At 69.9% G+C, this 15,235-nt stretch carries 13 protein-coding genes; 8 read left to right on the top strand and 5 right to left on the bottom strand.

Going from position 1 to position 15,235, the window contains the following annotated elements; genetic code table 11:
- Nucleotides 1-138: 138 nt before the first annotated feature.
- The 3 genes from ACIRU3_RS39475 to ACIRU3_RS39465 all read right to left on the bottom strand — a co-directional run bounded on the left by ACIRU3_RS39475 (nt 139) and on the right by ACIRU3_RS39465 (nt 4,493).
- A complete protein-coding gene (locus tag ACIRU3_RS39475; protein WP_404067381.1) occupies nt 139-1,338 on the bottom strand; it encodes a ParB N-terminal domain-containing protein in 1,200 nt (399 codons plus the stop codon).
- A 114-nt stretch (nt 1,339-1,452) separates the two neighbouring features.
- Complete coding sequence (locus ACIRU3_RS39470) at nt 1,453-2,964, bottom strand: FAD-dependent monooxygenase (RefSeq protein ID WP_404067379.1); 1,512 nt, start codon at nt 2,962-2,964, stop codon at nt 1,453-1,455.
- Entirely contained in the window at nt 2,961-4,493 is a 1,533-nt protein-coding gene (locus ACIRU3_RS39465) for an FAD-dependent monooxygenase (RefSeq protein WP_404067376.1), read from the bottom strand. Before ACIRU3_RS39465 ends, ACIRU3_RS39470 begins: the two co-directional genes overlap by 4 nt.
- Before the next feature lie 214 nt (nt 4,494-4,707).
- Between ACIRU3_RS39465 and ACIRU3_RS39460 the strand changes: the two genes are divergently transcribed.
- Both ACIRU3_RS39460 and ACIRU3_RS39455 read left to right on the top strand, forming a co-directional pair.
- Complete coding sequence (locus ACIRU3_RS39460) at nt 4,708-5,436, top strand: SDR family oxidoreductase (protein ID WP_404067373.1); 729 nt, start codon at nt 4,708-4,710, stop codon at nt 5,434-5,436.
- 120 nt (nt 5,437-5,556) lie between these two features.
- Nucleotides 5,557-6,426, top strand: coding sequence for an NmrA/HSCARG family protein (locus ACIRU3_RS39455; protein ID WP_404067371.1), 870 nt, complete (start codon nt 5,557-5,559; stop codon nt 6,424-6,426).
- Between the two features lie 85 nt (nt 6,427-6,511).
- On the opposite strand, the gene ACIRU3_RS39450 is transcribed toward ACIRU3_RS39455, so the two are convergent.
- Nucleotides 6,512-6,841, bottom strand: a complete 330-nt coding sequence (locus ACIRU3_RS39450; RefSeq protein WP_404067368.1) for a TcmI family type II polyketide cyclase — start codon at nt 6,839-6,841, stop codon at nt 6,512-6,514.
- Between the two features lie 42 nt (nt 6,842-6,883).
- The gene (locus ACIRU3_RS39445; protein WP_404067365.1) at nt 6,884-7,669 is read right to left on the bottom strand and encodes an SDR family NAD(P)-dependent oxidoreductase; all 786 of its coding nucleotides are present in this window, start codon (nt 7,667-7,669) and stop codon (nt 6,884-6,886) included.
- 211 nt (nt 7,670-7,880) lie between these two features.
- Here ACIRU3_RS39445 and ACIRU3_RS39440 point away from each other — a divergent pair, with 211 nt between their 5' ends.
- The 6 genes from ACIRU3_RS39440 to ACIRU3_RS39415 are packed head-to-tail and all read left to right on the top strand — an operon-like array spanning nt 7,881 to nt 15,196.
- Entirely contained in the window at nt 7,881-8,909 is a 1,029-nt protein-coding gene (locus tag ACIRU3_RS39440; RefSeq protein WP_404067363.1) for a methyltransferase, read from the top strand.
- 54 nt (nt 8,910-8,963) lie between these two features.
- Entirely contained in the window at nt 8,964-10,529 is a 1,566-nt protein-coding gene (locus ACIRU3_RS39435; protein ID WP_404067359.1) for an FAD-dependent monooxygenase, read from the top strand.
- Nucleotides 10,504-11,466, top strand: coding sequence for an aromatase/cyclase (locus ACIRU3_RS39430; protein ID WP_404067357.1), 963 nt, complete (start codon nt 10,504-10,506; stop codon nt 11,464-11,466). The genes ACIRU3_RS39435 and ACIRU3_RS39430 overlap by 26 nt, the downstream gene beginning before the upstream one ends.
- Nucleotides 11,463-12,914 (top strand): FAD-dependent monooxygenase, encoded by a 1,452-nt coding sequence (locus ACIRU3_RS39425; protein WP_404067355.1) that lies wholly within the window; start codon nt 11,463-11,465, stop codon nt 12,912-12,914. Before ACIRU3_RS39430 ends, ACIRU3_RS39425 begins: the two co-directional genes overlap by 4 nt.
- The gene (locus tag ACIRU3_RS39420) at nt 12,901-14,394 is read left to right on the top strand and encodes an FAD-dependent monooxygenase (RefSeq protein ID WP_404067353.1); all 1,494 of its coding nucleotides are present in this window, start codon (nt 12,901-12,903) and stop codon (nt 14,392-14,394) included. Before ACIRU3_RS39425 ends, ACIRU3_RS39420 begins: the two co-directional genes overlap by 14 nt.
- 58 nt (nt 14,395-14,452) lie before the next feature.
- Entirely contained in the window at nt 14,453-15,196 is a 744-nt protein-coding gene (locus tag ACIRU3_RS39415; protein WP_404067350.1) for an antibiotic biosynthesis monooxygenase, read from the top strand.
- Nucleotides 15,197-15,235: the final 39 nt, after the last annotated feature.

Below are 15,235 nucleotides of genomic sequence, written 5' to 3'. Positions count from 1 at the left end.
CTCGTGAATATGATGTCGAAGCAGTTTTGCGGGAAGCCCAACAATCCCGGTCGAGCACGGGTGGACCGTCTCGGTGCGGCACCGATGGGCATGCGAGGGCCCCCGCCGCCCTCGCTGCAGGCACCTGGTGCCCCGCTGTCAATCCACGGAAACGGCTTCGGCCGCCGCCGTGACCGCGGGAGAACGCCGTGCGGGGATTTTCCCTGTGTGCTGCGGCTGTCCGCCGAGCCGATCGGCGAACTGGCCCCATTCCTTGCTGATGCTGTCGGCAATCGGCGCGATGACGCTGAGCCAGTGCGGCGGAAGGGCGTTGATGAATTTCCGCCACCCGTCCGGGTCATTCGCATGCATCGTCATCCACCGCAGGAACTCCTTGCCGCCCTCGGTGTAGCGGATCGCCGGGTCGTTGGCCATCTTGGCCGCCACCGCGCCCCAGTGGAGCGGTGCGTCGGTGTGGTTCCGGCGCCGTGGCGACGCACCGGCGGCGCCCGGCGCCGTGATGGCCTGATCAGTGGCCCCGTGGTCCACGGCGCCGTTGTCCGGGAGCCCGCCGACCACGGCTCCGTGGACCGCGACCCCGGTGTCGAGGTGCACGGCGGGCCGTACGGCGGGTGCCCGGTGTCCGCTCCGCTCCGGGCTGACGCCACGGCGCAGCCGGGCGCTCACGTCGTGCACCGTGCCGAGCGACACATCGGTCTCCCTGGCGACCTGCCTGAGCGGGGCGTTGGGATTGGCGCTGATGTACTCGGCGGCTCGGCGCCTGCCCTCACCGGCGGCCACCGGGCGCCGCCTCCCGTCCCGGCCGAGGCGTTTGACGCCGGGATGCGCCCCGCTCTCGGACCGGTTGCGCAGCGACGCTATCGTCTTCGCGCTCAGCCCCGTGATTCCGGCAATGGCGCGGTCGGACCAGTCGGGATGCGCGGTCAGAACGCGTTGGGCTCCGGCGACGCGGTCGGCCTTGGACAGCGGCAGTCCGTGCGCGCTGTTGGCCTTCATGGCCAATACGAGTGCTTCGGAGTCCGAGCAGTCGAGAAAACGCGCCTTTATGATGTCGTCGCCGCGGAGCTTGGCGGCCTCCAGCCTGTGCAGCCCGTCGATGACCCGGCAGCCGTCCTCCTGGACGAGAATGGGCGGGAGTTCCGACGATCCCGCCGCGTCCAGGAGCAGTTGGACGTGAGCGGCGTTCGTCCCGCCCTGGCGCAGGGAAAGTCCGGCGGACAAGGCGCGTACCGGCACTGCGCGAGCCGGCAGTCTCTCGAAGTTCTTCAGATCGAATCCGTCGCCGGCCATCGATTCGTCGTCGTCCGGCCCGACAGAATTGAAGCCGCCTTCGATCAAGACAGCCTGTCCGTTTTTATAAGCCATTTCGGAGTGCTCCTCCCTGCTGCCGACCCGGCGAGTCTTGCAGGGGCATCTGTAGCGGCAGTCGAGGGCGGGTGGACGTGCTGCCGGTCACCGGCCGACGGACTGGGCGGTGGCGCTGGTGCGGGGCGTTGCGGTGGCGGGGAGGGGGGTTCCGAACCAGCGGCCGAGCGCGTCGGCGAGACCGGCGTCGCTGCCGGGAGACGTCCAGGCGACATACCCGTCCGGCCGGACCAGCACCGCATCCAGCGCACCATCCGGACCGGACACCCACGTGCCGGTCACGACATCGAGCCGGTCCGCCCAGCCCTCCGCGACCCGCACTCCCCCGCCGAAACCGCTCGTGGCCACGAGCACACCCCGCGCGGAGTGCAACAGCTCGGCCATCCGCACACGACGGCCGTCGGACAGGACCAACTCACGCTCGGGAGGCATCCGCAGACCCAGCAACGGATGGCCACCCGCACCCACGTCGTAACGGATCCCCAACCCGCTCAGCATCCCGGCCAGGTGCCCGGCCGCGTCCTTGTACGCCACCAGCTCACCCAGCACACCGCGCACCGGATCCATCTCCTCGCCGGTGAGGCGCAGTTCGATCGCGGCGCGGGCGTTGCGTGCCAGTTGCTGCCCGATCGGATGGCGTTCGGCGTGATAGGTGTCGAGGAGGTCCTGGGGCGCCCGGCCGTTGATCGTCGCCGCCAGCTTCCAGCCGAGGTTCACCGCGTCCTGTACGCCCACGCTCAGCCCCTGGGCCATGGCGGGAGGCTGCACATGGGTGGCGTCGCCGGCCAGGAACACCCGGCCGCGCCGGTACTCGTCGGCCACCCTGGATGCGTCGGTGAAGCAGCTGATCCAGCGGCACTGCCCGTGGTGGATTGACTCACCGGTGAGCCGCTGCCAGGCGTCGGCGAGTTCGGTGTACGTCAGGGACTCACGGTCCTTGGGCGGCATGCCGCTCTCGTGCACGACGACCCTGGTGACGCCGTTCTCCAGGTCCATCGCCATGACCATGCTGCCGCCCGGCAGATCCTCGCCGATGCGCCGGCGACGGGTCTCGATCCCGGTGACGTCGGCCGAGTAGAAGCCGCGCGTGGGGTCGGGGCCGGGGAAGCCGATGCCGGCGAGCCTGCGGACGGTGCTGCGTCCTCCGTCGCAGCCGACCAGATACCCGGCGGTGTCCTCGCCGCGGCCCTCAGGACCGTCGAGGTCCACCACCACGCCGCCCGGTGTCTCACGGAAGCCGGTCACCTCGTATCCGCGCCGCACCGGCACGCCGAGTTCGGTGGCCCAGCCCTCCAGCATCCGCTCGGTGCGGAACTGTGAGATGCCCCGGGCCCCGAAGTGATTCTCCTCGAACATGCCGAGGTCGATCGGCACGCCGCCGAAGTGGCTGTCGGCCGGCTCCGTCTCGCCGAGCCTGCCGAGCAGCCCCCGCTGTTCGAAGCACTCGGCGGTGCGCCTGGTGAAACTGGCGCCTCGAGACTCCCGTGGCGGGGTGCGCAGCTTCTCGTAGACGACGACATCGACGCCGCCGAGGCGGAGTTCGCCGGCCATCATCAGCCCGACCGGACCCGCGCCGACGACTATCACGTCCCTGGTCATGCCTGCGCTCCTGTTCGGTCGGTGCCGCTGGAAACCGGCTGGGCGGTGGCGCTGGTGCGGGGCGTTGCGGTGGCGGGGAGGGGGGTTCCGAACCAGCGGCCGAGCGCGTCGGCGAGACCGGCGTCGCTGCCGGGAGACGTCCAGGCGACATACCCGTCCGGCCGGACCAGCACCGCATCCAGCGCACCATCCGGACCGGACACCCACGTGCCGGTCACGACATCGAGCCGGTCCGCCCAGCCCTCCGCGACCCGCACTCCCCCGCCGAAACCGCTCGTGGCCACGAGCACACCCCGCGCGGAGTGCAACAGCTCGGCCATCCGCACACGACGGCCGTCGGACAGGACCAACTCACGCTCGGGAGGCATCCGCAGACCCAGCAACGGATGGCCACCCGCACCCACGTCGTAACGGATCCCCAACCCGCTCACCGTCCCGGCCAGGTGCCCGGCCGCGTCCTTGTACGCCACCAGCTCACCCAGCACACCGCGCACCGGATCCATGTCGGCGTCGCCGAGGTACAGCTTCGACGCCGCCCGCGCGTTGCGGATCAACTCCTGTCCGACCGGGTGACGTTCGGCGTGATAGGTGTCGAGGAGGTCCTGGGGCGCCCAGCCGTTGATCGTCGCCGCCAGCTTCCAGCCGAGGTTCACCGCGTCCTGCAGGCCGGCGCTGAGTCCCCATGCGGCCAGCGGGGGCATTTCGTGCGCGGCGTCGCCGGCCAGGAACACCCGGCCGCGCCGGTACTCGTCGGCCAGCGCGGCCGCGTTGCCGCAGGCCCACAGCCACAGTGCCTGCGCGTGGTGGATGGACTCACCGGTGAGCCGCTGCCAGGCGTCGGCGACCTGAGCGAAGGTCGGTGCGCCTGGGGCAGGGCACGGGGACAGGCTCTTGTCGTGGATCACGATGCGGAAGCGGCCGTCGCCCAGCGGGGTGCACACGACCATGTTGCCGCCGGAGAGGCGCTCGCCGATGGGCCGCGGCCGCAACGCCACCCCGGTGATCTCCGCGGTGTACATGCCCCGCGTGGCCTCCCGGCCGGGAGCGTCGATGCCGGCCAGGGCGCGCACGGTGCTCTGTGCGCCGTCGCACCCGACCAGATACCCGGCGGTGTGCTCGCCGCTGCCCTCAGGACCGTCGAAGGCCACCGCGACGCCGTCCGGTGTCTCACGGAAGCCGGTCACCTCGTATCCGCGCCGTACCGGCACGCCGAGTTCCGCCAGCCACTTTCCCAGCATCTCCTCGGTCCTGGCCTGGGACAGGCCCAGCACGCCGCTGTGGTTCTCGTCCAGCATCCCGAGGTCGATGCGGACGCCGCCGAAATGCCCCATCGGCCCCCACCTGAAGTCCCCCAGCAGGGGCAGCAGTCCGCGCTGGTCCAGCGACTCGGCGGCCCGCCTGTTGAAGCCGAGAGCGCGGGATTCCCCGGTCGGCGCGGTCAGCCTGTCATAGACGGTGACATCGACCCCGCCCAGGTGGAGTTCGCCGGCCAGCAGCAGACCGACCGGCCCGGCACCGACAATTATCACGCCCGTTTTCATTTCCGGCCCTCCGCACTGTCAATGAATGCATAAGTGTCGCCGACCGGCCGCCCGTTCGACTGCGGATATCACGCGGTTGAACGAACCGGCGGCCACAGCAACTTCGGAGATGCCGGAAGACTATGGAGCCCGCCATTGTGAACACAAGAGCCTTATGGCGACACGAAGTTGCCTTCTCCGACGAAAGAAATGGACTTCAGTCGTGCCGGTGGAGAAGATCGCGCTTGTCACAGGCGCCAACAAGGGCATCGGATTCGAGACAGCACGGCAGCTCGGCGAAGAGGGGGTCGTCGTCCTCGTCGGTGCCAGGGACGAGGCACGCGGCAAGCTCGCGGCCGACGCGCTGGTGGCCCGGGGCATTGACGCGGTGCCGTTGCGGATCGACGTGACGGACGCGCCCTCCGTGGCCGACGCCGCGATCCGGATCGAGCAGAGCTACGGCCGCCTGGACATTCTGGTGAACAACGCCGGAATCGCGGGCGGCTTCACCGGGGCACCCAGTGAGGCGACCGCCGACGACATCCGGGAGGTCTACGAGACCAACGTCTTCGGCGTGGTGTCCGTGACCCATGCGATGCTGCCGCTGCTGCGCCGTTCGGAAGCCGGGCGCATCGTCAACCTCTCCAGCCATGTGGGGTCGTTGATCCTGAATTCCGATCCCGGTTCCCCGTTCGCACGTCTCAACATGATCGCCTACCAGTCATCGAAGACCGCACTGAACGCCCTCACGGTCGCGTACGCGAAAGAGCTGCGAGGAACACCGATCAAGGTGAATACGGCCTGCCCGGGAGTGGTGGCCACGGACATCAACCATCACCAGGGGCAGCGCACTCCCGCGGAGGGGGCCGTGATCGCGGTCAGGCTGGCACTGCTGGACGACGCGGGGCCCTCGGGCGCCTGTCTGTCCGAGGACGGGGTCGTTCCGTGGTAGCAGGATTCCTCGGCTCATTTCTCGCGGTACTCGTTCCGAAATGCATTGCACGGCAGGAAACGGCATCCCCTTGACATGCCAGGCAAATGCCTTGGCGGGCAGCAGATATGGAGACATACGGTGGCGGTAGACGAGACGATCCTGGTGCTGGGCGGTACCGGCCGGCAGGGCGGCGCGGTGGCCCGCGAGCTGCTGCGCCGTGGGCGTACTGTGCACGCCCTGGTGCGTGATCCGCGGTCGGGCGCGGCACGGGCGCTCGCGGACACCGGCGCGGTGCTCGTGCGCGGTGACATGGAGGACGAGTCGTCGCTGCGAGCGGCGATGCGCGGGATCCACGGCGTGTTCAGCGTCCAGACGTTCAGGACGCCCGGCGGGGTGGCCGCCGAGGAACGGCAGGGCATGGCGGTGGCCGACGCCGCGGCCCGGGCCGGCGTGACGCATTTCGTCTACAGCTCGGTCGGCGGCGCCGAACGCTCCACCGGTGTCCCGCACTTCGAGAGCAAGTGGAACATCGAGCAGCACGTGCACAAGCTCGGCCTGCCGGCGACCGTTCTGCGGCCGACCATGTTCTACGACATCTTCCACGACATCGGCCCCCGCCGGGTGAACGGCCGGCTCGTCCTGGGCCTGTGGCTGCGCCCCGATGTCCCGGTACAGGTCATCGCGCCCAGCGACATCGGCGCGTTCGCCGCGGACGCCTTCGACGCCCCGGACGCCTGGCTCGGCCGGCAGGTCGAGATCACCAGCGACGAGCTGACCGGACCCCAGATGGCCGAGGCGTTCGAGCGCGTGTCCGGCATCCCGACCCGCTACGAGCAGCAGCCCATCGAGCCGCTCCGCGCGGTTCGCGCGGACCTGGCCAGGATGTTCGACTGGTTCGAGCACGAGGGCTACCTCGCCGATCTGGCCGAGCTGCGCCGGATCAGGCCGAACCTCGTCACGCTCGACGCCTGGCTTCGCACCCACTGGACCGCGCCCGTGGCCGCATGACAGCAGGGCCTCCTGAGCGACTCGGGGTGACGACACCGTCCGAGCATCAGGAGGCCCTGTTCTGTGCGGGCACGCGGGTGGGCCGTCAGCCGGTCGCCTCCCAGTGGTAGAAGCGGGTGGCCATGGCGTCGGCGGGCGAGCGCCAGGTGGCCGGGTCGTAGGCTTCGATGTAGGCCTTCAGATCGTCACTGATCTTGATGAAGCGCTGGTCCGTCCGCGCCTGCAGGATGTTCTCGTCGCCATGGTCGCCGTCGAAGTCCTGCAGGTGGAAGTACAGGCCGTTGTAGCTGAAGAGCTCGCGGCGCCTGGTCCCCATCCGGTCCGGCATGTCGGTCCGGTCGAACGCGCCGAAGAGCCGGGCGACGTCCGTCGACCACTGCGGCTGCATCCGGGCGACTATCAGGGTGCTGTGCATTGCGCTCTACCGCCTCACTTCGAAATCGATGGGTACCGGTCCTCAGTAGTTTCCGAGGCCGCCGCAGACGTTGATCGCCTGCGCTGTCACGGGCGCGGCCGCGTCGGTGGTCAGGTAACCGACGAGTCCGGCGACTTCCTCGGCCGTGGAATAGCGGCCGAGCGGAATCTTCGCCTCGAAGCGCTCGAGAATCGCTTCCTCGGTGGTGTCGAAGTGTGCGGCATAGCCCTCCCGCACCCGCTGCGCCATCGGGGTTTCGACGTATCCGGGGCAGACGGCGTTGACGGTGACTCCGGTCTTCGCGAGTTCGAGACCCAGCGCCTTGGTGAATCCGATGACACCGTGCTTGGAGGCGGAATAGGGGGCGGCGAGCACCACGCCCTGCTTTCCGCCGGTCGACGCGATGTTGATGATCCGTCCCCAGCCGCGCTCCAGCAGCTTCCCCGACTTGAGCACCTCGCGGGTCATCAGGAAGACACTGTTCAGGTTGGTGTCGATGACGTCGTACCAGAGTTCGTCGGCGAGTTCCGCCGTCACGCCGCCGCCGCTGCGTCCGGCGTTGTTCACCAGGACGTCGACGTGGCCGTACCGCTCCACGGCGGCACCCACCAGGCGCTTCACATCGTCGGGACGCCGTACGTCCGCGGCCACGCCGTCGGCCTCGTACCCGTTCGACCGGAGCTTGCCGGCCGTCTCCTGGACTGTTTCGGGGTTCCGCGAGCAGATGAAGACCTTGAGGCCGCGAGACGCCAGCGTCTCGGCAACCGCCAGACCGATTCCGCTCGTTCCTCCGGTGATCAGCGCAACCTGCTGTCCGATGTCCGCCATTCGGCCTGCTCCTTCGTGAAAAAAGGTGTCGCAGCAGCCTGACAGGCATTCCCTCAGTCTCGGTCGAATACGAGTCGACCGACTCGGTTCGACCGCGTGGATTCCCCAGTTGAACGTTCCGTCAAGAGGAGCCCGTAAAGCGGAAGTTGCGGGCTCAAGACGCGCCGCCCTATCGTCGGCAGCCACCGGCGAAGAATTCGGGAGGAAATCCATGTCTGCAATTCCCGAGGTACGCGACCAGTCTGCCGCGTACGCGTTGCTCGACCTGATTCAGGGAGCGGTGATCACCCAGGCGATCTCTGTCGCGGCCAAGCTCGGCATAGCAGATGTGCTCCGTGACGGACCGCTGCCCGCGGAGGAGATAGCCAAGCGTGTCGGATCGGACCCCGACGCGACGTACCGCCTGCTGCGCGCGCTCTCCGGCTACGCGGTGTTCGCGGTGCAGCCGGACGGCCGGTTCAGGCTCACACCGATCGGCGACGCGCTGCGGGAGGACGCGCCGGACTCGATGCGCCCCATGGCCATGCTGATGGGCCACCCCCTGCTCCGTGAGGAATGGGGACACCTGCTCAGCTCCGTGGGCACCGGCGAACCCAACCTGCCGAAACTGCGCGGCATGGGCGCATACGACTTCTTCATGGCGAACCCCGAGTACGCGCCCGTGTTCTTCCAGGCGTTCGGCGGCCTCTCGCTGTCGGAGACCGATCCGGTGCTGGCGGCCTACGACTTCTCCCGGTTCGGCACGATCGTGGACGTCGTCGGCGGGCGCGGCAACCTTCTGGCGGGCATCCTCTCGCAGGCGCCCGAGTCGCGCGGTGTGCTGTACGACTCCGAGCAGGCGACCGTGGACTCGCCCTCGCTGTTCGCCGAGACGGGCGTCGGCGAGCGCGTCACGATCGAGACCGGCGGCCACTTCGACAAGCTGCCGGCGGGCGGCGACGCCTATGTCGTCAAGCACATCATCCACGACTTCACGGAGTCCGACTGCCTGACGTTCCTGAAGAACGTGCGTGAGGCGATCTCCCCCGACGGCAAGCTGCTCGTGATCGAGTACGTGCTCGACGGAAACAACGAGCGGCACCTCGGGAACATCATCGACCTGTGGCTGCTCCTGATGCTGGGCGCTCGGGAACGCACGCAGGCGCAGTACACCGAGCTGTTCGCCAAGGCGGGCCTGAAGGTCACCAGGGTGATTCCCACCACCGCGCCGATTTCGATCATCGAGGCGATACCCGTCTGAATCCCGGCGCGCGAAGCCGGTCCCAGACACAGCACTCGTAGCTGAGGACAGGAAATGGACACAGATGTAATCGTCATCGGTGCCGGGCCGGTGGGATTGATGCTCGCCGGTGAGCTCCGTCTCGGCGGCGCGGACGTCATCGTCTTCGAGCAGCGGACCGAGCGGAGCTGGGAGTCGCGCGGGATCGGCTTCACCGCGCGCGCGACCGAGATATTCCATCAGCGCGGGATTCTCGAACGGCTGGAGAACATCGAGATCACCCGGCAGGGCCACTTCGGCGGCATCCCGATCGACTACGGGGTGCTCGAAGGCTCGCACTTCGGAGTGCGCGGCGCGCCCCAGTACCGGATCGAGGAGATGCTCGAGGGCTGGGCGCTGGAACTCGGTGTGACGCTGCGTCGCGGCTACGAGCTGACCGGTCTGAACGACACCGGCGACGCCGTCACCGCGATCGTGCAGGGGCCCGACGGCCCCGAGGAGTACTCGGCCCGCCACCTGGTCGGCTGTGACGGCGGGCGGAGCACCGTCCGACGCCTCGGGGACTTCGGCTTCCCCGGCTCCGACGCCACTCGCGAGATGTACCTGGCGGACGTCACCGGGTGCGACATCCGCCCGCGGATGATCGGCGAGCTGGTGCCGAACGGCATGGTCATGGCGGCGGCGCTGGAGAAGGACTACTTCCGCATCATCGTCTGCGAGAACGGGACGCGGCCCGACAAGAGCCGCCAGGTGGACTTCGCCGAGGTCGCGGACGCATGGCAGCGGCTGACCGGTGAGTCGATCCACGCCGGCCGGGCGCGCTGGGTGAGCAGTTTCACCGACGCCACGCGTCAGGTCACCGAGTACCGGCGTGGCCGGGTGCTGCTGGCAGGGGACGCCGCCCACATCCATCTCCCGGCCGGTGGCCAGGGGTTGAGCATCGGCGTGCAGGACGCGGTCAACCTCGGCTGGAAGCTGGCCGCGACGGTCAGGGGCTGGGCCCCCGACGGACTGCTCGACTCCTACCACGGCGAGCGGCACCCGGTGGGCGCGCGGGTGCTGCGCAACACGCTCGCCCAGGGGACGCTCAACCTCAGCGGGCAGTCGGTCGAGCCGATGCGGTCCGTCATGACGGAGATCATCGCGGTCCCGGCCGTGGCACGGCATCTGTCCGGCATGGTGGGCGGGTTCGACATCCGCTACGACATGGGCGAGCAGGGCCATCCGCTGCTGGGCGGGCGGATGGCCGACCGTGAGCTGGAGCTCGCCGACGGCGGCCGTGAGCGGATCGCACGGCTGCTGCACCCGGCGCGGGGCGTCCTGATCACCGCCGACGACTCGGACGGTACGAGCCGGTGCGCGGCGGGGTGGTCCGACCGCGTCGAACTGGTCCGGGTGAAGAGCTTCCCCGCCGGCCCGGAAGAGGGCGGAGCCGCGACGGAGTCGGTGCTCGTCCGCCCCGACGGATACGTCGCCTGGACCGCCCCGGGCGGAGGCCGCCTCGCCGAGGCGCTGCAGCGCTGGTTCGGCGCGCCCCGGCAGGCCGGCGAGTCCCCCGACACCCAGCCGCCCGCATCAGCCCGTCAGACGTCCCGGTACTCAGAGGAGAAGAAGCGTGACCACTACGAGCGCGGTGCGTGAAACGGAACACGAGATCAGCGTCGCCGCTCCCGCCGAGCGGGTGTACGCGCTGATCGCGGACGTCGAAGGGTGGCCGGAGGTCTTTCCCCCGACCGTGCACGCCGAGTGCGTCGAGAGGGACGGGGACGCGGAGGTGATCCGGCTCTGGGCGACCGCGAACGGCACGGCCAAGACCTGGACGTCCAGGCGCCGGCACGACCCGGAGCGCATGAGCGTCTCCTTCCGTCAGGAGCGGTCCCAGCACCCGGTCGGCGGCATGGGCGGGCAATGGGTGGTGGAGCCCGTTTCCGACTCCGAATGCCGGGTGCGCCTGCTGCACGATTTCTTCGCCGCGAGCGACGACCCCGCCGATCTCGAATGGATCAGCCGGGCGGTCGACCGCAACAGCGAGTCGGAGCTGCGGGCGCTCAGGACGAGCGCGGAGCCGACCGGCTCGGACCGGCTGATCACGTTCGACGACACGGTGTCGGTGGACGGCAGCGCCAAGGACGTCTACGACTTCCTGAACGAGGCCCAGCTGTGGTCGGAGCGGCTCCCGCATGTCGCCAGGGTGTCGTTGGAGGAGGAGACGCCCGGGCTGCAGATCCTGGAGATGGACACCACCACGAAGGACGGACGGGTGCACACCACGCGGTCCGTGCGCGTGTGCAGGCCGTTCACCAGCATCGTCTACAAGCAGATCGTCCTGCCCGCGCTGATGACACTGCACACCGGGCGGTGGCTCATCGAGGAGCGCGACGGGGGCGGGGTCACCGTGACGTCGCGTCACACGGTGCGGATCAACACGGCACGCATCACCGAGGTGCTCGGCGAGGACGCGGACCTGGCGACCGCACAGGAGTTCGTCCGCAAGGCCCTGAGCGGCAACAGCCTGGCCACCCTGGGCCTCGCGAAGGCCTACGCCGAGCGCGACGACGGCAGGCGCGCGGCGTCGTGACGGGTCCCGGGGCGGCCGCGCCCGTCGTCATCGTCGGTGCGGGGCCGGTCGGGCTCCTGCTGGCCTGTGAGCTCGGGCGGGCCCGGGTCCCGGTGGTCGTCGTGGAGCGCCTGGCCGCCCCGATGAACGAGTCTCGGGCCAGCCAACTCACCACGCTGACCGCCGAGTTGCTGCACGAGCGCGGCTTCGACGCACTGCTCGACGAGGCCGCGCACGAGCCGCGCGCGCATTTCGGCGGGCTGGGGTTCGACCTGTCCGGCCTCGACAGCGCGTACGCGGGCAACTGGAAGGTGCCCCAGTACCGGACCGAGGCCGTCCTCGGCGAGCGTGCCGAAGGGCTGGGCGCGACCCTGCTGCGGGCGCACGAACTGACCGAGATCACCGAGCTGCCGGACCACGTCGTCTGCGGGGTCCGGGGACCCCGGGGCCATCGGCACATCCAGGCACGGTACGTGGTCGGCTGCGACGGTGCCCGTAGCACCGTGCGCCGGCTGTGCGGGTTCCCGGTGTCGGCCACGCCGGCGACGAAGGAGCTGCTGAGGGCCGATGTGACGGGTCTTCGGATCCGCGACCGCAGGTTCGAACGGCTCGAAGCCGGGTTCGCGGTGGCGGCGACCCGTGACGGTGTCACGAGGGTGATGGTGCACGCGGCCGGCCAGGGCGTGGCCGGCCGTACCGGGCCGCCGGAGTTCGTCGAGGTGGTGCGGCTCTGGGACAAGGTGACCGGCGAGGACATATCCGGCGGGAACGCCGTGTGGCTGGACGCCTTCGACAACTCCACGGGGCAGGCCGGCTCCTATCGGCGGGGCCATGTGCTGCTGGCCGGCGACGCCGCCCACTGGCACATGCCGATCGGCGGCCAGGCACTGAACGTCGGGCTCCAGGACGCGGTCAATCTGGGCTGGAAGCTCGCCGGCACGGTGAACGGCTGGGCGGCGCCCGGGCTGCTGGACAGCTACCACGCCGAGCGCCATCCGGTCGCGGCGCGGGTGCTCCACCATGTCGCGGCTCAGGAAGCCCTGTTGCTCGACGGCGTCGGGATCGAGCCGCTGCGCACGGTGCTCTCCGAGCTGGCCGGCCTGGACCGGGTCCGTGCCCACCTGGCCAGGGTCGCCGGCAACCTGGACGACCGGTACGGCCCGCCCGGGCCGGCACCGACCGGGCGGCGCATCGCGAACCTGCGGCTGCGGACGGAAACCGGCCCGCTGCCGGCGCCGGGCACCGAGCCCGTCCTCGTCCGGCTCACACCCTCGTCCGACGGCCTCGGCCGATGCGGCATCTCCACGATTCACGCGATCGACGAGGAGGGTTCCCTCCCGGGGGTCACCACCCTCCTTCTGCGGCCCGACGGCTACGTCGCCTGGGCCGATGACCACGAGGAAGACCTGGACCAGGCGATCGGGAAGCTGCTGCGCGTGGAAGGTAGGAAGGAAAATGCAGGACTTTGACACGGACGTCGTCATCGTGGGGGCCGGACCCACCGGACTCATGCTCGCGGGCGAACTGCGCCTTGCCGGAATCAGGACCGTCGTACTGGAGCGGCTGACCGAGCCGATGAAGCAGTCGCGCGCGCTCGGCTTCTCGGCCCGGACCATAGAGGAGTTCGGCCAGCGCGGGCTGCTGCCGCAGTTCGGCGACATGGGCGTCATCCCGTTCGGTCACTTCGGTGGTCTGCCCCTGGACTACACCATTGTGCCGGGCGGCAATTTCGGTGTGCGGGGAGTGCCGCAGGCGTTCACCGAGGCCGTCCTGGCGCGGTGGGCGACCGGTCTGGGCGCCGAGGTCCGGCGCGGCTGGGAGCTCACCGGGCTGACCGCCGAAGACGACGGGGCCGAGGCGGAGTTCGCCACGCAGGACGGCCCGCGCCGTCTGCGTGCCGCATACGTGGTGGGCTGTGACGGGGCGCGCAGCGCCGTCCGCACCCTGGCCGGTATCGACTTCCCCGGTTACGACGCGACCATCGAGATGCTGATGGCCGATGTCGCCGACAGCGGGCTGCGGCTGCGCCCCACCGGGGAGCTGGGCGCCACGGGGATGGTCGTCGTGCTGCCCGTCGGACCGAACGCCACCCGTGTGGTCGTCTTCGAGCGGGGCGCAGGCGTGCGACCGAGCACGGAACCGCCCACGTTCGACGAGGTGGCCGACGCCCTGCAGCGTGTGACCGGCGAGGACATCCACGGCGCCACACCGCTGTGGATCAGCTACTTCACCGACGCCAGCCGGCAGGCCGGCGAGTACCGGCGGGGCCGGGTCTTCCTGGCCGGGGACGCGGCGCACATCCACATGCCGATCGGCGCCCAGGGCATCAGCGCGGGCCTGGGCGACGCCGTGAACCTCGGGTGGAAGCTCGCCGCCGAGATCCACGGTCACGCCCCGTCCGGGCTGCTCGACACCTACCACACCGAGCGGCACCCCGTGGCGGCCCGCATCCTGGCCAACACCCTGGCCCAGCGCACTCTGTACCTGGGCGGGGACCAGATGGAGCCGATGCGGGCGGTCTTCGCCGAGCTGCTGGCCTACGAGGAGGTCCAGAAGCTGCTGGTCGGCATGGTCACCGGTCTGGACATCCACTACGAGGTCGGTGAGGGAGACCACCGGCTGCTCGGCCGGCGCCTGCCGGATGCCGAGCTCACGGGCGACTTCGGCACGGACGGCAGGGCGAGCACCTTCGGGTTCCTGCATGCCGGGCGGGGCCTCGTCCTGGACCTGAGCGACGACGAGAAGCTGCGCGCGGCCGCCGAGCCGTGGACCGACCGGGTCGACGTCGTCACCACGGCGTCCCGCCCCCAGGGCGTGCTCGCGGACGTCGGGGCCGCGCTGGTGCGGCCGGACGGCTACATCGCGTGGATCGGCTCCGGCGGATCCGAGGCCGCCGGTCTGCAGGACGCCCTGACCCGCTGGTTCGGCCGGCCGGACCAGGGTCACTAACCAGGTCGTGGCGCCCGCCGCGGCGGGCGCACGGTAACCAAAGGATGCGAGGAAGAACATGCCATTCATCAATCCCGAGGACGGGTACCTGACGGTCATCAACCTGTTCAAGACCGATGCGCTGGAACGGGTGGACCGTCTGGTCACCGAGATGCGGTCGATCGTCGACACGGCGGACTTCCCCGGCTGGATCTCCAGCACGGTGCACCGGGGCCAGGAGAAGCCGGGAACCGCGAACTTCATCCAGTGGCGCGGCAAGCAGGACCTGGAATCGCGTTACTCCGCCGACGAGTTCAAGCACCACACGATTCCGGTCTTCAAGGAGATCACGACGTTCGTCCGGCTGATGCAGACCGAGGTGGAGCTGGGCCAGCGCCACCCCTCGCTGGGCGGCGTCACCGAGATCTCGCCCGACCGCGACGACTACACGGCCATCGAGATCCTCGGCGTGCGGCCGTCCGACCAGAGCGACCTGATCGCCGTCCTGGGAGCGGCCCACGACTGGCTGGTGGACGTGCCGGGTTACCGTTCGCAGAGCGTGATGCGCGGCATCCGCTCCCGCAACCTGGAGGGCACCGGCGGCGAGCTGAAGACCGTCGGCACGGAGAACGACTTCGTGGTGGTCTATTCGCAGTGGGACGGCAAGGAGTCCTACGACGCCTTCCGCGCACTGGCCGGGGACGAGCAGCCGGCAGCGCGCCGCAAGTCCCGGGACAGGCGCGACTCGCTGACGACCGCCGCCGACCGGAACACCTACCGGGCCGTCCACACCCGGTCCGCGTCGCAGCCCGTGGTGGCCTGACCGGCCCGGCCGCAAGAACGCTCGTGGGGCCCCTGACCG

This window comes from Streptomyces sp. NPDC101151 (genome assembly GCF_044768335.1).
Lineage (GTDB): Bacteria > Actinomycetota > Actinomycetes > Streptomycetales > Streptomycetaceae > Streptomyces.
Note: the sequence above shows the minus strand (reverse complement) of the source record. Positions and strands in the feature narration are given on the sequence as shown.